Source organism: Panacibacter ginsenosidivorans (assembly GCF_007971225.1).
Taxonomy (GTDB): domain Bacteria; phylum Bacteroidota; class Bacteroidia; order Chitinophagales; family Chitinophagaceae; genus Panacibacter; species Panacibacter ginsenosidivorans.
The window spans coordinates 2,987,766-3,010,340 of sequence record NZ_CP042435.1; the positions used below are offsets into that span (position 1 = coordinate 2,987,766).

Genomic DNA, 22,575 nt, shown 5'->3' on the forward strand with positions numbered 1-22,575 from the left:
CATCGATAGCCGCGTTTCTCTGCTGATAATTAGATCTTGCTTATGATTTTTAAATTAAAATGCTGGTTTACTTGCATTTACATAGTTAATTAATTTATATTCTGGCAAATAAAAGGATGTGATTATCATGTAGAGAGTGTAGGATTACAATGCCGCCATGAAAAGAGAACGTACAAGTGAGTGACACAACAAATGATGATTATAATACTATCGCCGGGAAACATAAAAAAACTCTAATTTTAATCTCATTCTTGCTCACTCTAAAAAACCTTAGCTTTTGGTACTCTTACGCCACGGACCTTTTTTGAAAGCTGTTTTTTTACATAGCCTTACTGCCTTTGGCGGGCCTCAAGGCCATTTTGGTATGATGTTGCGGACTTTTGTGCACGGTCGCCACGATCTAACGGAGCAGGAATTGTTGGATTATAATGCTTTCTGCCAAATGCTACCTGGCGCCTCATCTACGCAAACGCTTACGCTTATAGGTTATAAGAGGGGTGGACTAACCCTTGCAATAATTACCTTGATCATCTGGATCATGCCCGCCAGTTTGTTAATGGGCGGGTTATCGTTTCTGTTGGAGTACTTAGATAAGCGCTATATGAGTACAGAATTGTTTAAGTTTATTCAACCTATGGCAGTAGGATTTATTGCGTTTTCAGCTTTTCGTATGTCTAAAATCTCCATTAATAATACTATTACAAGAATTATAATGGTAGTGGCGGCAATTAGTACTTTTTTGCTTTTTAACACGCCATTTATATTTCCAATTATTATTGTGTTGGGTGGAATTGTCACCAACTTTAGTGATAAACGAATTCCTCAAAAAGGGGTTCCACCTAAAAAGATCAATTGGGGAAATATGGTTATTTTTCTTGGGTTGTTTATTATTGCTGGTTACTTCAGTGAAACTGCGCGTAAAGAAGACTGGAAAAATAGGGGGGCATATAATCTGTTTGAAAATTTTTATCGTTTTGGCAGCCTGGTATTTGGGGGTGGGGATGTGCTTATGCCTATGATGTACCAGCAGTATGTAGTAAGGCCAGATGTGCAACGGATAGAAACCGAAAACCCTAAAGTGTTGAAAATCAGTAAGGAGGATTTTCTTACTGGCTCGGGAATGGTACGAGCCATACCTGGCCCTGTATTTTCAATTGGCGCTTACATGGGTGGTATGGCCTTAAAAGATAGAGAACCCCAACCTACGATGCAGATATTCGGTTGTATTATTGGCGCGGTGGCCATTTTTCTACCAAGCGCTTTGCTGGTGCTTTTCTTTTTTCCAGTATGGCATAATCTAAAAAAATACGCAGTTATTTTTCGATCACTTGAAGGAATAAATGCTGCAGTCGTAGGCATTATGATTGCTGCGACATTTGTATTGATGAAGAGTATTTCCTTCGATATAATAGACGGAACAGCTATACCGCTGATGAATATCATCGTTATCACCGGAACTTTTCTTGCATTAAGCTTCACGAAAATACGAGCCCCCTTTATTGTACTTTTCTGTCTTTTGCTCGGCAGGCTGCTGTAATAATAAGATGAAGATTTTTGAAACCGGTTTGCAATACAACTATTTAATTTTATGCGTCGTATACATCAGGGCTTAATTATTGGTCAGCAAAAAGAAAGGCTTTCTCATTTCTTATAGTAGCCACAAGCTTTAATTTCTTCAACGGGCTTATCTGGAACAAGGTATCTTATTGATTTTCCGTTCTTTATAAGCTCCCTGATAGCCGTAGCAGAGATATCAAGCCTGGGTGCGTCCTTAAGAATTACAGTATTTGGATTTGAGTCTTTAATCTCAAAACCAGGTCTATTATAGATAATGATCCTGTAGTTGGCAATAATTCGCTCAGGATTTTTCCATTTATGAATGTTCTGGAAACTATCGGAGCCCATAATAATAGAGAATTCATGTCCGGGGTATTTTTCTTTAAGATAAGCAAGTGTATCAATGGTATAGGATGGGCGAGGTAATTTAAACTCAACATCAGATGCTACCATGGAGAGGTTGTCTTCAATGGCAAGTCTTACCAGATGAAGTCGCTGGTATTCATTCAAAAGTGAATTTGAATGCTTTAGCGGGTTTTGAGGAGAAACAATAAACCATATTTTTTTAATATCTAGGCTGTTCAGAACATGGTTCGCAATTATTAAATGCCCGATGTGAATGGGGTTAAATGAACCGAAATACAGACCGATTTTCATGCAGGTAAAGATAAGAAGGGGAATTATTCAGAATCTTCTACAAATATTTGATCGGCTTCATTCAACCGAAGGCTTAAATTATAACCTGCTACTGATATGGAAATTGGATCCCCAAGCGGTGCAACCTGCTCTACTCTGATTATTTCGCCGGGAATGCAACCCATTTCCATCAATTTTATAAAGATGTCGTCTTTTTCAAATGATTTTATAATTACTTTTTTGCCAACAGCTATCTGTGATAATCTTTTCATAATTGAAGAATGCAAATGTAGTGCTGTATAACAGTTTTTTATTACGAATTTTGGAAGTCAAAAAAGAATATGCATTGCAAAAAGTTTATTTTCATTACGCAGATAGAAAGCTTACGATAGCAGGTAAAAACAAAATAAAGCAGACAGTTGAATTCCTATTCAGAAAAGAGAAACTAAAGCTGGACAAGCTTAACTATGTATTTTGCTCCGATGAGTATTTATTGCAGATAAATAATCAATTTCTTAACCATGATTTTTACACCGATATTATAACCTTCGATCTATCAGAAACAAATAAGACCATCGGAGAGATATATATAAGCTTAGACCGTGTAAAAGATAATGCAATTCAAAGGGGCGTTTTTTTTAAAGAGGAATTATTGCGGGTTTTGTTTCACGGAGCCTTACATTTATGTGGCTATAAGGACAAGAAGAAAACAGAAATTAAAATCATGAGAGCGAAAGAAAACTACTACATTAAAGCTTTTCATCTCATTAAAAAGTTTCCCGTGGAACATTTAAAAGGCTAGAGGCGCTAGTTGTTTCACGTGAAGCAAATTATCATTCAAAATCAAAAATTATGTTCCGAGAATATGATGTGATTGTCGTCGGAGCAGGTCATGCTGGCTGTGAAGCAGCCGCAGCCGCGGCTAATCTTGGTAGTAATGTCTTATTGATAACAATGAACATGCAAACTATTGCCCAAATGAGTTGCAATCCGGCAATGGGTGGAATCGCAAAAGGTCAAATTGTGAGAGAGATAGATGCAATGGGAGGATATAGTGGCATCGTTACAGATAAAAGTATGCTACAATTCAGAATGTTGAACAGAAGTAAAGGACCTGCAATGTGGAGTCCGAGAGCACAGAGTGATCGCATGTTATTTGCAACTACCTGGAGACAAATGTTGGAGGACTCGCCGAATGTTGATTTCTACCAGGACATGGTTAAATCAATAGTTCTAAAAAAGGGGAGGGCCTGTGGAGTGATAACTGGTTTAGGGCACGAAATAGTATCTAAAGCTGTAGTGATGACAAGTGGCACATTTTTGAATGGTATTATTCATATAGGGGAAAAGCAATTTGGCGGAGGAAGGGTGGCAGAAAAAGCAGCTAGCGGAATTACTGAACAATTAATAGAATATGGCTTTGAAAGCAATCGTTTAAAAACCGGAACTCCTCCAAGAATTGATGGTCGTTCCCTTGATTATTCTAAAATGGAAGAGCAAAAAGGAGATGATGAAATCGTTGGTTTTTCATATTTAGATACAAAAAAAATAAGGCCCGAACAACAGAAGAGTTGTCATATAACTTATACAAATCAAAAAGTTCATGATATCTTAAAAACTGGTTTCGATCGAAGCCCGATGTTTACCGGTCGAATAGACGGCATAGGACCCAGATATTGTCCAAGCATTGAGGATAAAATTAATCGCTTTGCAGAAAGGGATAGACATCAATTATTTGTTGAACCCGAAGGCTTTAATACTATTGAAATATATGTAAACGGCTTCTCTACATCTTTACCGGAAGAAGTACAATACGAAGCGCTTCGTAATATTAAAGGTTTTGAAAACGCTAAGATTTTCCGTCCTGGCTATGCAATAGAATATGATTACTTTCCTCCCACACAATTAAATCATTCGTTAGAAACAAAATTGGTTGCTAATCTTTTCTTTGCGGGGCAGGTAAATGGAACTACAGGCTATGAAGAGGCTGCTTGCCAAGGTTTTATGGCAGGTGTTAATGCACATCAAAAAGTTAACAATCTAGACCCATTTATTTTAAAACGCAGTGAAGCCTACATAGGCGTATTAATAGATGATCTTATAAGTAAAGGAACGGAAGAGCCATATCGCATGTTTACAAGCCGTGCAGAATATAGAACTCTTTTAAGACAGGATAATGCGGATTTACGGTTAACAGAAAAAAGTTTTCGCCTTGGTCTTGCTTCTCAGGAGAGAATGGAAAAAGTAATTAATAAAAGAAACCAGGTAGAATCTATTCATGGACTTCTTAAAAACATTTATATAGAACCCGACGAAATAAATACTTACTTAATCCAAATTGGTTCATCAACAATATCAGATAAACAAAAAGCAGCAAAAATACTATTAAGACCTAATGTGAATATTGAATCCCTTTTTAATTCAGTTCCTAAATTACAAGAACTGAAAGAAAAATTCACCATCGATTCATTGCAACAAACAGAAATACAAATAAAATACGAACGCTACATAGAAAAGGAAAGAGACCTCGTAGTCCGCATGTCTGCTATGGAAGAATTATTAATTCCGGATTCGTTTAACTACGATAAAATAGCTGCACTCAGTAATGAAGCTTTACAAAAATTTAAAAAAATAAAACCAAGAACGTTAGGACAAGCCAGCAGGATAAGCGGTGTTAATCCGAGCGATGTACAAATATTAATGGTTTACATGGGCCGTTAATTATTTTATATTAAATAAGCTCACTTATTACTCATCAATACAAGAGTGCAACGCAACAATTGACGCTACTAGAAATACAGCCTGGTACATAAAATCTAAATTCCGGTTAAATAGAATTATTGTGATATTTCTTAAGCATGATATGTTTTAATATTACAGTTAAATAATTCGCTGTTGAAAATAATACTACACTTTTTTCTTTCATTTTTTTATATTTTTTGCTTTTCAAAAGCATCATATGCTCAGTTAAAATTAAGAGGGACTGTGTATGATTATTTTAGTAAAAAACCTCTTGATGCAGTAACAGTAATGACATCATCAGGTTTACATACTATATCAGATTCTTTGGGAAAATTTACAGTAACGGTTTCATCAAAAGATTCTGTATGGTTTTCTTTTCTTTCAAAAAATACATTAAAATATCCTGTTGATACAATAAGAGATCTATCAAATTTTGAGATTGCATTATATGTGGATGCGAAATGGCTTCCCGCAGTTAAAGTACGTAACAAAAATTATACTCAGGATTCCATTCAAAACAGGGAAGATTACGCAAAGGTTTTTAACTTCAGAAAACCTACAGTAAGATTGAACTCTGCCTCTCCTAACAATTATACACCCGGCGCTGTTACTGTTGGCCTGGATATAAATGAATTTATAAACATGTTTCGTTTTAGACGTAACCGACAAATACTTTCTATGCAGGAACGTTTAGAAGAACAGGAGCGTGAAAAATATGTCAATCATCGTTATACAAAATATCTGGTTGGTAAACTCACAGGTTTAAAATTCAATGCACTTGATTCGTTTATAGAAATAAGTAAGCCTTCTTATGAATTACTAATTACAATGAATGAAATTGAACTTGGCTACTACATCCAAAAAATATTTGCCATTTATCAGAATAACGGACGCATAGAAGATGCAATATTAAAAAAAGAAGACAATTAATATTGATACAAGCAAATTCATTTCATAGCATCACCTCTTGCGTCGCAATCCTTTCATCTCCCGAATATATATCAACAACCAGAATTTGATTATCCTCCCAAACCCGCAGCCTTACTAATTTCCAGCATTCTTTCAATAGGTTTTAAAGCAGCAACTCTTAATTGCTCCTCCATCAAAATTTCCGGTTGTTCATATTGCATGCAGAGATATAATTTTTCCAATGTATTTAATTTCATGTGTGGGCAATCATTACAAGCACAAGCATTATTTGGAGGTGCAGGAATAAATGTTTTATTCGGAGCATCTTTCTGCATCTGATGCAATATGCCAGTCTCCGTAGCAACAATAAATTCATTACAGCTATCATTAATGGCATATTTCAAAAGTTGTGTAGTGCTGCCGATGAAATCAGCCACTTTAAGCACCGCTTCCTCACACTCAGGATGAGCTATCAACTTTGCTTTTGGGTGTCTTATTTTCAACCTGGTGATCTTCTCAAGGCTAAATATCTCATGTACCATACACGCACCATTCCACAAAACCATATTCCTTCCCGTTTTCTTATTGAGATATGCTCCCAGGTTTTTATCAGGAGCAAAAATGATGGGTTGATCTTCAGGAACACTTTCAATTATTTTTTGTGCATTACTGCTTGTGCAGATAATATCACTAAGTGCTTTTATATCAGCACTGCAGTTTATATAAGAAATAACAATATGATTTGGATGTTTCTCTTTAAATGCTTTGAACAAATCAGCAGGTGCGCTATCAGCAAGCGAACAGCCAGCTTTAAGATCTGGCAACAAAACTTTTTTTGAAGGATTTAAAATCTTTGCTGTTTCTGCCATAAAATGAACACCTGCAAAAACGATCATATCTGCATTTGTTTTTACAGCCTGTTGCGCAAGGCCAAGACTATCCCCAATATAATCTGCAACATCCTGTATATCTGGTTCCTGGTAGTAATGCGCCAACAACACAGCATTCTTTTCTTTTTTTAATCGCTCTATTTCATGAAAAAGGTCCAGCGTTGGATCAATGTCAACATCAAGAAAACCTTTTTCCTGAATTTTTCTTTTTGCTGTTGCAATGTTAATTTCCATTGTAATAAATATATTAATACATTATTATTATAAAGACCTATTACTATTACGGCTGTTCATATCGGAATAACTTATTTATCCCCAGAGTGCAAAGTTAATTACACTTGATTTACTAACAGGAATAAACAAAAAATCCACAAGAAGCATTTCAATGCTGGTAATGTTTTTGCCTGGTTCTTAACAAGCGTTGATAAAATATCTGCAAATTTCCACAAATGCAAACCCACATTAAATGCACTGTTAATTAAGATGTCTGAAAATGTCAGCAATTTTTTCAAAAACAAGAGACGAGTGAAAAGAGGGCAATTTGTTCCACCTCTTTCCCCTTTTCAATTTCTTATTATGCGCTTTTATTAACAGGTTAATCATCTTATTAACAGCTTTGTGTTTGAAAATAAATATGACCTATTAATGCTAATAATATTAATAATTGCCTATACAAAAGGAAGCTTATATTAAATAATTTGAGAAAAACCCATTATTGATATTTTGTACAAGTGAGTGACACAACGAAGCTGCCATAATAATATTTGCCCGTAACAAAGCTTTATAAACAGTTTTAGGGTTTAAAAATAGCTTATACTTACCACTCAAGTTATTCACAATTTGTTCAAATGTTTTATTACCCTATTTTTGCCATCCTCTAAAAACCATATATAATATTATGTCAGTTATTCAAAGAATACGTGATAAAGCTGCCTGGTTCGTTTTCGGTGCGATTGCGCTGTCACTTATCGCATTTATTTTACAGGATGCCTTTACAAGACGTGGTGGATATTTCTCCAGCAGTACTACGCTTGCAAAAATAAATGGTGTAACCATTGATAGAGATCTGTATGAACATAAGCTTGATTTTTATGAACAGGCAAACGGAACACCACGTGCACAATTGATGGGAAGCGTATGGGATTATATGGTAGAGCAAACATTGATGCAGCAACAATATGATGAATTAGGGCTTAAAGTAAATTCTGACGAATTAAGTGACGTATTGTTTGGTGATAATCCGCCACAATGGATGCAGCAGGCGTTTACAGATCCTAAAACAGGTGTTTATAATCCTGAAACAGCAAGGCAACAGTTTGCACAGATAAAGAAAAATGCAGATGATCCGCGTAATGCACAATTATATGAAGGCTATTTAGAACCAACTATTCTACAAACATTACGCGAAAAATATCAGTCAATGCTTACGGGTGCAGTTTATGTACCAAAATGGATGGCAGAAAAAACAAATGCAGATAATAATTCATTGGCTAAAATATCTTATGTAAGTGTTCCTTATGCAACTATCAGCGACAGTACAATAAAAGTTTCTGATGATGAGATTGCAGCGTACATAAAAAAGCATCCCAAACAATACCAGCAAAAAGATGAAACAAGACAGATTGCTTATGTTTCTTTTGATGCTGCGCCTAGTAAAGCAGATACTGTTGAAGTTATCAACCAGCTCAATCAATTGAAGGGAGAATTTGCTTCTACCAGAGATGAAAAATCTTTTCTTGCAAGAAACAACAGTGAGCTTACTTACTATGATAGTTACCTGAATAAAAAAGAGATCAAGCAGGCTATAAACGATTCTTTATTCTCTTTATCTGTCGGTTCTATTTATGGGCCTTATGCAGATAATAATAATTATGTGCTGGCAAAACTTGTTGCAGAAAGACAAATACCAGATTCAGTAAAAGTGCGTCACATACTTGTTGCTACAGCGCAGCAGACACAGAGCGGCCAGTTTTCAAGAGTAAGAGATGACAGTACCGCAAAGAAAAGATTAGATAGCGCTATTGCATTAATAAAATCAGGAAGCAACTTCGATTCGGTGTGTGCTGTTTATTCTGATGATCCGGGCAGCAAAGATAAAGGGGGAGTATATGATTATTTTGCATCAGGCAGAATGATGGAAGAGTTTAATGATTTCTCATTTAATAATCCTGTTGGCGCAAAAGATATTGTAAAAACCGCATACGGTTATCACTACATAGAAGTGCTTGGTCAAAAGGGTTCTGAAACAGGGTATAAGTTCGCTTATCTTGCAAAACCTGTTGTAGCAAGCCAGGAAACTATAAATGCCGCAAGCACAGCTGCTACACAGTTTGCTGCTACAAGCAGAACAAAAGATCAATTTGATGCAAATGCTAAAAAATTAAATAAATCAACACAGTTTGCAACAGATATAAAGCCAAACGATTTTACAATACAGGGAATAGGTGATAACAGGCAAATGGTGAAATGGATAGCAGAAAACGATCCGGGAGACGTATCAGAACCTTTTGAAGTAAGCGATAAATATGTGGTAGCGGTTATACTTGGCATAAACAAACCGGGTCTGCAAAGCGTAACCATAGCAAAGCCAATGGTAGAGCCGATTATAAGAAACGAGAAAAAAGCACAGCAGATCATTAATACCAAATTCAAAGGCACAACTCTTGAACAATTAGCACAATCAACAGGATCTTCTATAAAGATTGCTGATAGTATTTCTTACCAGTCGTTTGTAATAAACGGCGTTGGTAATGAACCAAAAATTCTTGGTGCTGCGTTCAATAAACAATTACAAGGAAAGGCAAGTACGCCAATTGCAGGCATGTCAGCAGTATTTGTAGTAAAGGGAGAAAGTGTTTATGCGGCTCCTTCGCTGGGATTAAATGCAGAAATGCTGCGCGCTCAATTGCAAAATCAAATGAAACAGCAAATGGGCTATCGTTCTATGACTGCAGTAAAAGATGCAGCAGATATTGAAGATTATCGCTCCAAATTTTATTAATCTTCTTCCAGATAAGTTGGAAAGAACCCCGCATTATGCGGGGTTCTTTCGTATTACGGAAAAGCATTTGCCCTCGATACTGTTTGCATTATTCTTGATTAGCTTTGCAAAAAAATGATTTATGCAGGAAACAATTGTGAATAAGGTTGCGGAGAGTGGCATTATTACACTTAATCTTGAAACGTATTATCCGCATGGGGAGATCGTCGTCTACGATCTTAAAGATCATTTGTTCAGGGGTCTTATATTGAAAGAAAAAGATTTTCGCGCTGCCTTACTTGCTACAGACTGGAATCTATACTATGATAAAAATGTTGCAGTTACCTGCACAGCCGATGCTGTTATTCCTGTATGGGCGTATATGCTTGTGGCAAGTTATCTGCAGCCCGTTTCAAAAGAAATAGTTTTTGGAAACAGCGAAACGTTGATAACATCTTTATTGCAAAAGAATATCAATGCACTTGATGTTTCTTCTTTCACCGATAAGCGTGTGGTGATAAAAGGTTGTGGCGATATAAAGATTCCCGAAAGCGCATATCTTACCATAACTGCTAAACTAAGACCTTATGCTAAAAGTATTATGTACGGCGAACCCTGCAGTACGGTACCCATTTTTAAAAAGAAATAATGTATAATTCAGGCTTTTGTTTTTATGGCATCACCTGTTGTGTCACTCACTTGTACTGCTTGTTTTTATAGCAGCAAAACTGTATATAATATTGCTTAAAGGTTTATTCTGCCGTGTTTACTCAAATCCACACACGACTATATCACTGTAGAATTATATCAACACTTAATTAGTTTGTAAATCCCAATTAACTAATTCAATCTTCCCGTTTTGCTCAATATAATTGTTGCAGCAAAAGAGTGCGACGCAACAGGAGCTTTATACCAGACAAATGCATGGCTCAAAAAACTATACCAAAAAACAAAATAAGCAAGGCATCAATTTTGTAAAATGTATTTACTAACACAAAAGTCTTGAGATTAGCTAATCAACAATCATATCCCCCGTATTCATGATACTTATCGTAGACGATAAACCAGAAAATATTCTTTCACTTAAATCGGTGCTGTCGTTGCATTCATTTCCTACAGACAGTGCATCCAGTGGTGAAGCGGCACTAAAAAAAGTGCTGAAGAATAATTACGCACTTATTATACTGGATGTTCAAATGCCCGATATGGACGGCTTTGAAGTAGCAGAAGCAATTTCAGGCTATAGTAAAACGAAAGATGTACCTATTATTTTTTTATCGGCGGTAAATACAGACAAGAGATTTATAACAAGAGGGTATAATTCTGGAGGCATAGATTACATAACAAAACCTATAGATCCCGAAATTCTTTTATTAAAGGTCAAGACATTTTACAAACTCTATGAACAAACAAGACAGCTAAATGAAATGCAGGACAGCCTGCGTTCGGAAATAGAATTCAGGAAAAAGGCGCAGCAGGAAATTAATGACAAAGCACTTGAATTAAAGTTTGTGCTTGAATCTATACCGCAGATTGCTTTTACTACCAAAGCCGATGGAACAATAGAATACAGAAATAGTCAATGGATGCTTTATGCAGATTCTGAAAGTGATTTTCCTGTAACACACCCGGATGATGTTTGTATTGCGGAAGAATTAAAAAAAATGGTAAAAAAAGGAAAACCAATAGAACTGGAAGTAAGGGTAAAAAAACATGATCAGCAGCAATACAGATATCATTTATTGCGGGTATTACCCGTTAAAGAAAAGAATGCTATTGTAAAATGGGTAGGCACATTTACAGATATAGAAGACCAGAAACAAACTGTAAAAAGAAAAGATGAATTTATAAGCATTGCCAGCCATGAATTAAAAACGCCATTAACAAGTATAAAGGGATATGTACAACTACTGGATAGAATAAGCCACGACAATGCATCAAGGTTGTACATTGAAAGAACATTGTTACAAATTAGAAAACTGGATAGTTTAATTGCAGACCTTCTTGATATTTCAAAAATAGAAAGTGGAAAACTTAAATTCAATATGCGGCTCTTTGATATAGACAGTATGATAGAGAACACTATTGAGATAACAAGTCAAACGCATACTGATTATATAGTTGAACGAACAGGTAAGGCTAATGTAAAAGTCTTTGGTGATGAAATAAGACTGGAACAAGTACTGTTCAATTTTCTTTCTAATGCAATTAAATATTCCCCGCAATCAAAAAAGATTGAGGTTATAACCAAGCGAAAACCAAGCAATAAATTATTTATAGGCATCAAAGACTTTGGCATTGGCATTTCGCAAAAAGATCAACAAAATATTTTTGATAAATATTACAGAACAGAAGTTTCTACGCATAATTTTCAGGGGCTTGGAATAGGTTTATATATCTGCGCGGAAATCTTGAGACGACACAATTTTGAATTTGGTGTAGAAAGCGAACCAGGCAAAGGCTCGTTATTTTATTTTTTGATTCCATTAGAGATTAATTAATAGGGTACACAAAAAATGTTATGAAGAATAGCTTTACAAGAAATTTACAAATTGGTTTCGGCCTTTCTTTATTGCTGCTTTTATTGAGTTCAATAGCTTCATATTACAGCATAAAAAATCTTATATCAAGTTCTGAGCTTTTAAATCATACGAACCAGGTATTACAGGAAAGTGAGAATGTGATTTCATATATGAAGGATGCGGAAACCGGCCAGCGCGGATTTCTTGTGACTGATGATTTGGAATTTCTTGAGCCATACAATGGCTCTTTTGAAAAAACGAAAGCTGCGTTGGACAATTTAAAAGAGCTTACCCGCGATAATATAGATCAGCAGGCAAGATGCGATAGCCTTTACACTATAATAATCAGACGCTATAATTTTATTCAACAGGGCATAGACCAGTTCAAACAAAACCGAACGGTTGATTTTTTCCTGCTTAGAAATGGGAAAATATTTATGGACCAGGCAAGGCAGGTTGTTATAAAGATTCAGAATGCAGAAAAAAACTTATTGGCACAAAGAACTGCATCCCTTAATAAATACTCAGCATACACTCCACCTGTCATTATCATAGCCGCTTTACTTGCTCTCTCCATTACAATAGTTTTTTTTAAAAAAATAAATGATGAATATGCAGAAAAAGTAAAACTAAATGAAACGCTTGACAGAAAAGAGAAAGAGATTATAACGAGAATAAATATTATTGAAAAAATAGCCAGACAAATTTCTGCGGGAGATTATAAAATAAGACTAGACAATAAAGATAACGATGGACTTGGAGACCTTTCTGTTTCCTTGAATAAAATGGCAGAATCACTGGACAACTCTTTTAGTCTAATTACAGAAAATGAATGGCTACAAAAAGGATCAGCGCAACTGGGCGAGAGAATGGCAGGTGAAAAAGACGTTCACTCGCTTTCCGCAGGAACCTTAGATTTTATAGTACATTACACAAACAGCCAGATCGGAGCTTTTTACTTAACAAATAATAATACGCAATTATACCTGCAGAGCAGTTATGGGATATCTGGAAATGTAAAGAACCAAATTTCAGCGGGCGAGGGAATCGTGGGTCAAAGTTTTTCTGCAGGTACCGAAGTTTTATTAAACGAGATCGAGGAAGACCTTTACATAAATGTGAGTGCTGGCAATATTAAACCTAAAAATATTGTTGCTTGCCCCATTTTTTTTGAGAGAAGAGTAATTGGTGTTATTGAATTAGGAAGCATACATATATATGGGGGTAAAGAGATAGAGTTTCTTAAAAATGTAGCGGGAAATATTGGCACTGCAGTTAATACAGCATATAACCGCACAAGACTTCAGGAGTTATTAGAGGAAACCCAGGCACAGACAGAAGAGTTGCAAGCTCAACATAGCGAACTGGAAAACTTAAATACCGAACTGGAAGCCCAAACAGAAAAATTACAGATATCAGAAGAGGAATTAAAAGTGCAGCAGGAAGAATTAATGGAAACAAACCAGGAGCTTGAAGAGCGCTCAAGATTACTGGAAGAAAAAAATCATTTGATTGTAGTACGAAATCTGGAGATTCAGAAAAAAGCAGAAGAGCTCGCCCTGAGTACCAAATATAAATCAGAGTTCCTGGCAAATATGTCTCACGAACTTAGAACACCACTCAATTCTATTTTACTGTTATCAAGACTACTATCTGAAAACAATAATAAAACACTTAACAAAGAAGAAGTTGAATATGCCAATGTTATAAGAAGTTCTGGCCATGGACTGTTACAACTGATAGACGAAATACTTGATCTTTCAAAAATTGAGTCTGGCAAAATGCAATTAGAATATGCGTTCGTTTCGGTTGAAGAAATTCTAAGAGACATTCAATTACTTTTTAAACCAATGGCAAACGAAAAAAATGTTGCATTCAATATTCACAAGGGAAAAAATGTACCGGATCAGATAGAAACAGACAAACTACGGGTTGAACAAATTTTACGCAACCTTATTTCTAATGCACTAAAATTTACAAATAGAGGCTCGATAGACCTTACGGTTTCTGTGCAGACCATTAATGAAAACAGGCATATTTGTTTTTCGGTAAGAGATTCTGGTATTGGTATACCGGAAGAAAAGCAACAACTTATTTTCGAAGCATTTCAGCAGGCAGATGGGTCAACCAAAAGAAAATATGGTGGCACAGGGTTAGGTCTATCTATAAGCCGTCAATTGGCAAGGCTTCTATTTGGAGATATAACACTAACAAGTAAACCAAACTACGGAAGTGAATTTATTTTAATAATTCCGGAAAATAAATTAGCCATATCAAAACAACAAGGAAACGGCGAAAGTGAAATTTTTATACTGCAGTCACCAGCCCCAGACAAAACAATAACAGCATTAGCTAAACCAATACCACAGTATATTACCACGCAGATACCTGAAAATATTCCCGACGACAGAAAGTTGATTGAACCAAACGACAAAATCATACTTATTGTAGAAGATGATACTGCTTTCGCAAAAGCGCTACTGGATTTTTCACGGCAAAAAGGTTATAAAGGTATTGTAGCGGTAAGAGGAGACGAGGGGGTTGAATTAGCACAATTGTTTAAGCCACAGGGAATTTTGTTAGATATTCAATTACCGGTAAAAGATGGAATGCAGGTAATTGATGAATTAAAAAATGATCCACGCACCCGGCATATACCCGTCCATATGATGTCTTCCTTTGAAGTGAAAAGAGAAGGCCTATCAAAAGGCGCTATTGATTTTATAAGCAAACCATTTGCCTACGAACAAATGGACCATGTGTTTAAAAAAATTGAACACGTAATTAAAAATGATCAGAAAAAAGTATTGATAGTAGAAGATAACTCTAAACATGCAAAAGCGTTGTCGTACTTTTTGTCAACGAACAATATTAATGCAGCTATCTCAGGCAATGTAAACGATACAATAGAATCTTTTAAACAGGAAGAAGTAAACTGTGTAATACTCGATATGGGAGTGCCCGACATGAAAGCATATGAAACATTGGAAACAGTTCGAAAAAATAAAGATCTGGAGAATATTCCGATCATCATTTTTACAGGTAAGAATATATCAAGGGCAGAAGAACAACGGATCAAACAATATGCAGATTCTATCGTGATAAAAACAGCGCATTCTTACCAGCGCATATTAGATGAAGTTTCGCTTTTTCTGCATTTGGTAGAAGAAAATTCACACGAAAAGAAACCTGGATATACATCAAAAAAATTAGGTTCGGTAGACCAGGTATTAAAAAATAAAACGGTGCTTGTTGCAGATGATGATGTAAGAAATATTTTCTCTCTCACCAAAGCCCTTGAAAAGCATAAGATGAATATTCTTTCTGCAATGGATGGGAAAGAAGCATTACAAACATTGCAAAGTAATAACAATGTACACATTGTGCTAATGGATATGATGATGCCTGAAATGGACGGTTATGAAACCACAAAAAAGATCAGGGAAAATGTTAAGTGGAAAAAGCTTCCGGTTATAGCCGTTACAGCAAAGGCAATGACAGGCGATAGAGAAAAATGCATTCAGGCCGGCGCATCAGATTATATTTCAAAACCGGTGGATACAGACCAGTTAATATCGTTAATGCGCATCTGGCTTTATGAAAATGCATAAGGAATAATTGTGAACCTTGCTGTAACCTGTTTATTAAACTGTTGTTGCGTCGCACACTTGTACTGTTAATCATTGCTGAGCAAAGAACAAGGCGCACAAGTGAGTGACACAACGAAGCCCCACAATAATACAAAAGCCTGTAACAAAAAAGAAACAAGAGTTTTCTTATTATGAAAAAGATTATGATCATTGATGATGATAATAAAAACATATTTGCTCTATCAGCAACATTAAAAGCGAAAGGGTATGCAACCGTATCTGCCACAAGCGCCGCAGAAGGTATACAGCAATTGAAAGAAAAAGAAGAAATAGGCATCGTGTTAATGGATATGATGATGCCTGAAATGGACGGGTACGAAGCGCTGCGTGTAATAAGAAATGAAGAGCAAATTAAGGAACTGCCTGTTATTGCAGTAACAGCGCAGGCAATGAAAGGTGACAGAGAGAAATGTATTGCCGCCGGAGCCGACAACTATATTGCAAAACCTGTAGATGTAGATGCATTACTTGCTTTGGTAGAAAAATATTTAAAATAGAAAATGTGGAGGTTATAATAACAGACGAAGAGATAGAAGTGTTGCTTGATGATATGCTGCAGCAGTACGGTTATGATTTTACAGAGTACTCAAAAGCATCTTTTAAGCGCAGGATACAACGTCTTTTTATAATGGATAAATTTTCTTCGTTTGCTGCTTTAAGATATCGTATAAAAACAGACCAGGACTATTTTAATCATGCAGTTACCGAGATAAGCGTTAATGTAACCGAGATGTTCCGCGATCCACTATTCTATAAAGTAATAAGAGAAAAAATTATACCGGTACTTGCCACACATCCCTTCATACGTATATGGCACGCAGGTTGCGCAACAGGAGAAGAAGTTTATTCAATGGCAATTTTATTGAAAGAAGCAAATCTGTTAGAGCGGTCATTATTGTATGGCACAGATTTAAACCCATTGGTGCTGGACAGAGCAAGAAATGGGATTTTCCAGGTAAACCAAATGCAGCAGTATTCAAAGAATTATATACTATCCGGCGGCTTGCAGGAATTCTCTTCTTACTATACTGCAAATTATAATCTTGCAAAGTTCAACGAAATATTTCAGCGCAAAATGATCTTTTCTACACATAACCTCGTGTCTGATTTTTCTTTCAATTCTTTCCAGCTCATCTTTTGTAGAAATGTACTTATCTACTTTGAAAAAAATTTGCAGGGTAAAGTATTAGACTTATTTGACAACAGCCTGGACATGCTTGGCTTTCTTGCATTAGGCTCAAAAGAATCTTTACGTTTCTCATCCATTGCACATAAATACAAACAGCTGGAGGATCGTGAAAAAATATGGAGAAAGCTTAAATGAAAGATTCTTATAAACTTATTGTGATTGGGGGCTCTGCCGGTAGCCTGCAGGTTATATTCAGGATCTTTAAAAATATAAGACCAGGCTTTTCCATCCCATTTTTACTGGTGCTGCACCGGAATGTAAGTTACGACTCTGCACTTGAGCAACTGCTTTCTTTTAAAACAAGTATGCCGGTAAAAGAAATTGAAGAGAAAGAAAAAATAGATAAGGGGAAAATTTATATATGCCCTGCAGATTATCATGTGCTGATAGAAAATGATCACAGCTTTTCGCTTGATTATTCTGAGAAAATTAATTTCAGCAGGCCAAGTATAGATGTTGTTTTTAAATCTTCGTCAGAAGTGTATAAAAATAAACTGCTTTGTATATTACTTTCAGGCGCAAACGCCGATGGTGCGGAAGGATTGCGTTATGCAAAAGAAAAGGGATCGCTGATAATTGTGCAGGATCCTGCAGAAGCAGAAGTTTCTTACATGCCGGAACAGGCACTTGAACTTACCACAGCGGATCACATTTTAAACAGCAGGGATATTGGCGCATTCATAAACAGCCTGGCGTAAAAACTATGCAATTATATTCCCGCAACAAGTTCAATCATATTTTCCAGCTCAGTTATATCAAATGGTTTTTGCAGAAAATAATCTGCCTCGGCTTCTTTACTAAGCTGCGCCACATTAGTGTTGGCACTAAAAAAAATTACGGGAATATTTTTGGTGCTTTCTGTTTGTTTTATAAAACGTGTGGCAGCAATACCACCGGTCTCGGGAATTTTATTATCCATCAAAATTACTTTGGGTTCACAGGCCTTTATTTTTTCTATCACGTTTTCACAGGAAGTTTCAGTAAATACTTTATAACCTTTGGCTTTTAAAATAATAGAGCATATATCCAGTATATCCTTATCATCATCAAATATCATAATCTTACTCATGGTATAAAGGTTTGTTCCGGAGAAGTTTTTGCAGACGTGTTTTTCAAAAAAACTATAAAATAAAAAACAAATATACACTGGTTCTGAAAATATAACGAAGCATAATACCAGCTGCATAGTACCGATACAGTTGTACAAGAGTGCGACGCAAGAAAAGCTTAATAGTTGTAATGAAGCCCTGTACAAAATTCATTTTATTAAAACCACCCTCTTTTTTTAAATACCCGGATCATCCATATTGGTATGATGAACATTAATGCTACTGCAACATAAAAACCTTCGCGCTGATGTGTTAAAGGAATTACTTCGAAATTCATTCCAAAAATGCCGCCAATAACAGCAGCAGGCGCAAGCAGGCATGTTACAATGGCCATTACTTTCATTACTTCATTCAAACGGAGGTTTACTTTGTTCATGTAAAGATCCTGCAAGGTCATCATCATATCACGATAGTTTTCTACAAGATCGCTGGCCTGCACTATATGATCGTACACATCTTTAAAGTATTTGGTTGTGCGATCCTGCAACAGATCACTTTCGCTGCGCAAAAAGCCATTTATCATATCCCTTACAGGAGCCATATTTCTTTTTAGTACGATCAGCTCTTTGCGCAGGTTATTAATGCGCGCCAGAGAACGTGAATTGCCGTAACGAATAATTTCTTCTTCAAGCTGTTCAATTCTTTCGCCAAGTTTTTCCATTACAAGATAGTAGTGATCTACCACAAGATCTATCATTGCATAGCATAGATAATCTGCGCCGCTTTGTCGCAGCTTTGAATTAGGTATCCGCAATTTATCTCGCACCTGGTCAAACACATCCCTGTTCTTATCATCCTGGAAACTGATCACAAAATTTTTACCCAATACAATACTTATCTGTTCAGATTCTACGGCGCCGTTATGATCATTGAAATAAAGCATATTCATCAGGCAGAAAAGAATGTTATCGATCTCATCCATTTTTGGTCGTTGACCAACACTAAGAATATCTTCCATCAGCAGCATATGCACACCAAAATGCTTGCAGATTGCTTCCACATCGCTTTTGCGGATGCCATCAATATTTATCCAGCTTATTTTGTTGTTATCGCGGCAATTAAAAGCATCAGTTACTTTTTCCAGTTCATATTCTTTCATTTCGCTTTGATCATAGTCATACACGTAGATCGCTACATCAGCAGCTTCTTCTCTTGCAGGAATAACAGTAGGATTAATCCTGAAAATTTCTTTGGTACGCTTGGTATTAAAAAATGGAAGAATTAAGTGCAGGTATTTTTTTGTCTCCTCTATCATGCTATGAAATTATTTAAAAGCAATAAAGGCGTAAATTTTTTTTGTGACCGGCAATGGTGCAGGTGGCATCGCCTGTTGTGTCACTCACTTGTACGGTATATCTTTAATGTATAATGAATCCTTTTTATAAAATATTTGTAGATTTTAATAATGCTGATAAAAGCGGAAGAGTACGATTAATTACAAAGGGCACGTTGGATGATATTAAAAATCAAAATATACACTTGTATTCAGGGCTTACAATTTTATTAGACGACAATGAAGGCTTTGTTACAACAGGTGTTGTTGAATATTCAGAAGAAGAAAAAATATGGGTTGCAATCATTGATTAGGAAAAATTAAAATGAACATTCATAAATAAACAAAGCCTGAAAGAATTTCAGGCTTTGTTTATAAGTGTGAAATTAATTTAATTTTTACTCAAATAATACAACGTACTGCCATTGTTCTTATCAAATATTTTATTGCTGTATTCTACAACTTCATCAGCTGTAATAGCAGCATACTTGCCCATCTCTTCATTCATCAGTTCTGCATTACCGAGCAATTCATAATAAGCGAGGCTATTGGCGCGGCTCATCACACTCATATCTTCAAACGTAATAATGCTCTCTGTTTTATTCTTTACTTTTTCCAGTTCGGTTTCGCCAACGGCTGACTCTTTTATTTTTGAAAGCTCTTCTTCTACTGCTTCTTCTGCAGCATCGGGCTTAACACCTTTTATCAATTTTCCTTCAATAGCCAGTAGGCCCGCATCAGTGCTGCCAAACTGGTAGCATTCAATATTGCTGAATAATTTCTTTTCTTTTATTAAGCTCTGGTATAATCGCGATGATGCACCACCACCTAGAATTTCTGTTATTAGTTCAGCAACATAATAACCTGTTTCAAGCCGGCTGGGCATATGCCAGGTTTTATAAAATGCATCCAAAGGCACATCACCGGTAAGCTCTAATTTGCGTGCAGCCGTTTGTAATGGTTCTATTGGTAATTGCCTGTTATATTTTTCACCCATGGGTATATCGCCAAACCATTTTTCTGCAAGACGTTTTACCTCTTCTGTTTTTATATTACCTGCAACGACAAGTATTGCATTAACCGGACGGTAATGTTTAAAGAAAAAATTCTTTACATCATCAAGTTGTGCATGTTCAATATGGCTTAGCTCTTTTCCAATTGTCATCCATCGATAAGGATGCGTTGTATAAGCAAGATCACGCAATTTATGCCACGCATTTCCGTAAGGTTGATTAATGTAATGTTCTTTAAATTCTTCGATCACTACTTTGCGTTGCACTTCCAGGCTTTTCTTACCAAATGCAAGGCTCAGCATCCTGTCGCTTTCAAGCCAGAAAGCTGTCTCAATATTTTGCGCAGGAAGCTGGCAATAATAATTGGTAAGATCATTTGTTGTGTAGGCATTGTTTTCTCCACCAGCTCTTTGCAAAGGTTCGTCGTAATCTTTTATATGAATACTGCCGCCAAACATCAGGTGTTCAAACAAATGAGCAAAGCCTGTTTTTTCCGGATCTTCATCCCTTGCGCCCACATCGTACATTATATTTACTACCGCCATTGGCGTAGAATCATCTTCATGCACCAGTACACGTAAACCATTATCGAGAACAAACCTGTTATAATTAATCATAGCTTTCTTAATTGCTGACATGCAATTTAATTAATGAAAAGTTTAGAAAGGTGTAAACCGTGCAGTAACAAAAAAGAATTTCTGCTAACGAAACAATGCATAAATGCTGAACAGCGGATAAAGCGTTTAAGTGTGCGACGCAACGATGTAAAATAGTTATTCTAAAGTCTGGCTCAAAAAACGCAGAATAAATATATCAGAGTATACTTCGGATCTTCATGGTAATTACCATTAACTCCCCTTTTCTGCTTATAAGCACTTTTACTTTTTCGCCGGCATTTTGCAGGCGGGTCTTATAGGATTGTATATTTCCTGAAAGATCGTTATCAACACCCATAACAATATCTCCTGGCACAAAACCCGCATCTTCGGCCGGAGACTTCTTCATAATATCCGTTACTGTAATAGCGCCATCAATCAGGTACATGCCAAGCCCGGAGTAAGAATAATCAAAAGAATCGGAGTAGCGTTTGTTGGGTTTTATATAGATCTGTTGTTCAGGATAATTAAGCGTTACGTTAAACCTCCTCAAGATATCATTGCCAAGCAGGCCGCCCAAAACAGGATACTGGGTAATATTAAACTCATCATCAAAAACATACACTGGTACATTACGGAATTTATACGGACCTACTTTTACTTCTTTTACAACAGTAAGGCTCATAGATTTTTTACCCCCTAAACCCTCCGCTTCTGTAGGGTATAATTTTCTTTTAGATCGCAGCAAAGCACTATCCTCCACAAGATCTTCATTAAGCAGCATACATAACCCTGCGCCGGTATCTAAATAAAACTTGCTAAGAATTTCTTTACTGTCTTTTACTCCAATCATCTGCATGGGCAGTGTTGAGAATTGGGGTTTAAGCATATAACCGCCACGGGGATATTTGTAGGTTCCCGGTGTAAGTACTTCAAAAATCATTTTTTCATAATCAATAGAAACAATATAGCGGCGCAGGAAACTGTAACCAATAATGCCATCTATGCGCACACCGTAAGCACTGGTAAGAATATCATAATCATTGATGTGGAAATCAAGATTCGCAACAGATATCCCCTCCATATGAAGCGTGTGATTATAGGTAAACATCACTGTTTTAACTCCGGCAATGCCACGCACAGTTTTGTCGCTCATTTTTTGCTCTACCTGCAGGTAAGCTGCAGTTGCAGAATCCAATGAAATGCCGCCACTGCCTGTATCGAGTACAAAGTTCAGCGAGTCTTTATGATCATCAAGCGTAGCCCTTACAATCATGATACCTCCGGTAAGCATAGAAAAGGGAACAAAGGTGATGTGCCTGGCTTCAGGTGGAACAAATTCCTCCTGCGCATGCATTTGATTGCATATAAAACAACAAAGAAAAAGTATGTACCAGGCAACAGATACCCTGGTTAAGCTTTCGTTGCGTCGCACTCTTGTACTTTTGGGTTTACAATCGTCAGTTAATATTCCAGACATATTGAAGTTACGTCCCGCTGCACATAGTG

Annotated in this window: 19 protein-coding genes; 12 read left to right on the plus strand and 7 right to left on the minus strand. The window is 36.3% G+C overall.

All coding sequences use genetic code 11. The features are described 5' to 3' along the window. Window positions 1-304: 304 nt before the first annotated feature. Window positions 305-1,537: a chromate efflux transporter gene (chrA, locus tag FRZ67_RS12610; protein ID WP_225975327.1), complete on the plus strand. Its 1,233-nt coding sequence runs from the start codon at window positions 305-307 to the stop codon at window positions 1,535-1,537. A gap of 104 nt (window positions 1,538-1,641) precedes the next feature. On the opposite strand, the gene nadD is transcribed toward chrA, so the two are convergent. After that, on the minus strand, window positions 1,642-2,214 hold the full coding sequence (gene nadD / locus FRZ67_RS12615) for a nicotinate (nicotinamide) nucleotide adenylyltransferase (RefSeq protein WP_147189909.1): 573 nt from the start codon (window positions 2,212-2,214) through the stop codon (window positions 1,642-1,644). A 23-nt stretch (window positions 2,215-2,237) separates the two neighbouring features. Then, complete coding sequence (locus FRZ67_RS12620; protein WP_147189910.1) at window positions 2,238-2,465, minus strand: FeoA family protein; 228 nt, start codon at window positions 2,463-2,465, stop codon at window positions 2,238-2,240. Window positions 2,466-2,467: 2 nt separating this feature from the next. Here FRZ67_RS12620 and ybeY point away from each other — a divergent pair, with 2 nt between their 5' ends. The 3 genes from ybeY to FRZ67_RS12635 all read left to right on the plus strand — a co-directional run bounded on the left by ybeY (window position 2,468) and on the right by FRZ67_RS12635 (window position 5,865). After that, entirely contained in the window at window positions 2,468-2,995 is a 528-nt protein-coding gene (ybeY, locus tag FRZ67_RS12625) for an rRNA maturation RNase YbeY (RefSeq protein WP_225975328.1), read from the plus strand. A 50-nt stretch (window positions 2,996-3,045) separates the two neighbouring features. Further along, window positions 3,046-4,914 (plus strand): tRNA uridine-5-carboxymethylaminomethyl(34) synthesis enzyme MnmG, encoded by a 1,869-nt coding sequence (mnmG, locus tag FRZ67_RS12630; RefSeq protein ID WP_147189911.1) that lies wholly within the window; start codon window positions 3,046-3,048, stop codon window positions 4,912-4,914. Window positions 4,915-5,178: 264 nt separating this feature from the next. Continuing rightward, window positions 5,179-5,865 carry a hypothetical protein gene (locus FRZ67_RS12635; protein ID WP_147189912.1) on the plus strand — a complete coding sequence of 229 codons (687 nt, stop codon included), beginning with the start codon at window positions 5,179-5,181 and terminating at the stop codon, window positions 5,863-5,865. Window positions 5,866-5,954: 89 nt separating this feature from the next. Here the strand turns inward: FRZ67_RS12635 and nadA are convergent, their stop codons facing one another. Next, window positions 5,955-6,968, minus strand: a complete 1,014-nt coding sequence (gene nadA / locus FRZ67_RS12640; RefSeq protein ID WP_147189913.1) for a quinolinate synthase NadA — start codon at window positions 6,966-6,968, stop codon at window positions 5,955-5,957. A gap of 664 nt (window positions 6,969-7,632) precedes the next feature. Between nadA and FRZ67_RS12645 the strand changes: the two genes are divergently transcribed. The 7 genes from FRZ67_RS12645 (at window position 7,633) to FRZ67_RS12675 (ending at window position 17,773) form a co-directional block, all read left to right on the plus strand. Beyond that, window positions 7,633-9,735: a peptidylprolyl isomerase gene (locus FRZ67_RS12645; protein WP_147189914.1), complete on the plus strand. Its 2,103-nt coding sequence runs from the start codon at window positions 7,633-7,635 to the stop codon at window positions 9,733-9,735. 121 nt (window positions 9,736-9,856) lie between these two features. Further along, window positions 9,857-10,363, plus strand: a complete 507-nt coding sequence (locus FRZ67_RS12650; protein WP_147189915.1) for a DUF2480 family protein — start codon at window positions 9,857-9,859, stop codon at window positions 10,361-10,363. Between the two features lie 391 nt (window positions 10,364-10,754). Then, window positions 10,755-12,215: a hybrid sensor histidine kinase/response regulator gene (locus FRZ67_RS12655; RefSeq protein WP_147189916.1), complete on the plus strand. Its 1,461-nt coding sequence runs from the start codon at window positions 10,755-10,757 to the stop codon at window positions 12,213-12,215. Window positions 12,216-12,235: 20 nt separating this feature from the next. After that, the gene (locus tag FRZ67_RS12660) at window positions 12,236-15,847 is read left to right on the plus strand and encodes a response regulator (protein WP_147189917.1); all 3,612 of its coding nucleotides are present in this window, start codon (window positions 12,236-12,238) and stop codon (window positions 15,845-15,847) included. A 170-nt stretch (window positions 15,848-16,017) separates the two neighbouring features. Next, window positions 16,018-16,383, plus strand: coding sequence for a response regulator (locus tag FRZ67_RS12665; protein WP_147189918.1), 366 nt, complete (start codon window positions 16,018-16,020; stop codon window positions 16,381-16,383). Window positions 16,384-16,388: 5 nt separating this feature from the next. After that, window positions 16,389-17,210, plus strand: a complete 822-nt coding sequence (locus FRZ67_RS12670; RefSeq protein WP_225975329.1) for a CheR family methyltransferase — start codon at window positions 16,389-16,391, stop codon at window positions 17,208-17,210. After that, on the plus strand, window positions 17,207-17,773 hold the full coding sequence (locus tag FRZ67_RS12675) for a chemotaxis protein CheB (RefSeq protein ID WP_147189920.1): 567 nt from the start codon (window positions 17,207-17,209) through the stop codon (window positions 17,771-17,773). Before FRZ67_RS12670 ends, FRZ67_RS12675 begins: the two co-directional genes overlap by 4 nt. A gap of 11 nt (window positions 17,774-17,784) precedes the next feature. Here FRZ67_RS12675 and FRZ67_RS12680 read toward each other — a convergent pair whose 3' ends face one another. Then, the gene (locus FRZ67_RS12680) at window positions 17,785-18,144 is read right to left on the minus strand and encodes a response regulator (protein ID WP_147189921.1); all 360 of its coding nucleotides are present in this window, start codon (window positions 18,142-18,144) and stop codon (window positions 17,785-17,787) included. A gap of 197 nt (window positions 18,145-18,341) precedes the next feature. Continuing rightward, window positions 18,342-19,439 carry a magnesium/cobalt transporter CorA gene (gene corA / locus FRZ67_RS12685; RefSeq protein WP_147189922.1) on the minus strand — a complete coding sequence of 366 codons (1,098 nt, stop codon included), beginning with the start codon at window positions 19,437-19,439 and terminating at the stop codon, window positions 18,342-18,344. 113 nt (window positions 19,440-19,552) lie between these two features. Between corA and FRZ67_RS12690 the strand changes: the two genes are divergently transcribed. Then, on the plus strand, window positions 19,553-19,771 hold the full coding sequence (locus tag FRZ67_RS12690; RefSeq protein WP_147189923.1) for a hypothetical protein: 219 nt from the start codon (window positions 19,553-19,555) through the stop codon (window positions 19,769-19,771). Between the two features lie 77 nt (window positions 19,772-19,848). Here FRZ67_RS12690 and FRZ67_RS12695 read toward each other — a convergent pair whose 3' ends face one another. Together FRZ67_RS12695 and FRZ67_RS12700 are read right to left on the minus strand one after the other, a co-directional pair. Continuing rightward, window positions 19,849-21,108, minus strand: coding sequence for a M16 family metallopeptidase (locus FRZ67_RS12695; protein WP_262713642.1), 1,260 nt, complete (start codon window positions 21,106-21,108; stop codon window positions 19,849-19,851). 175 nt (window positions 21,109-21,283) lie between these two features. Beyond that, complete coding sequence (locus FRZ67_RS12700; protein WP_225975330.1) at window positions 21,284-22,546, minus strand: aspartyl protease family protein; 1,263 nt, start codon at window positions 22,544-22,546, stop codon at window positions 21,284-21,286. Window positions 22,547-22,575 lie beyond the last annotated feature (29 nt).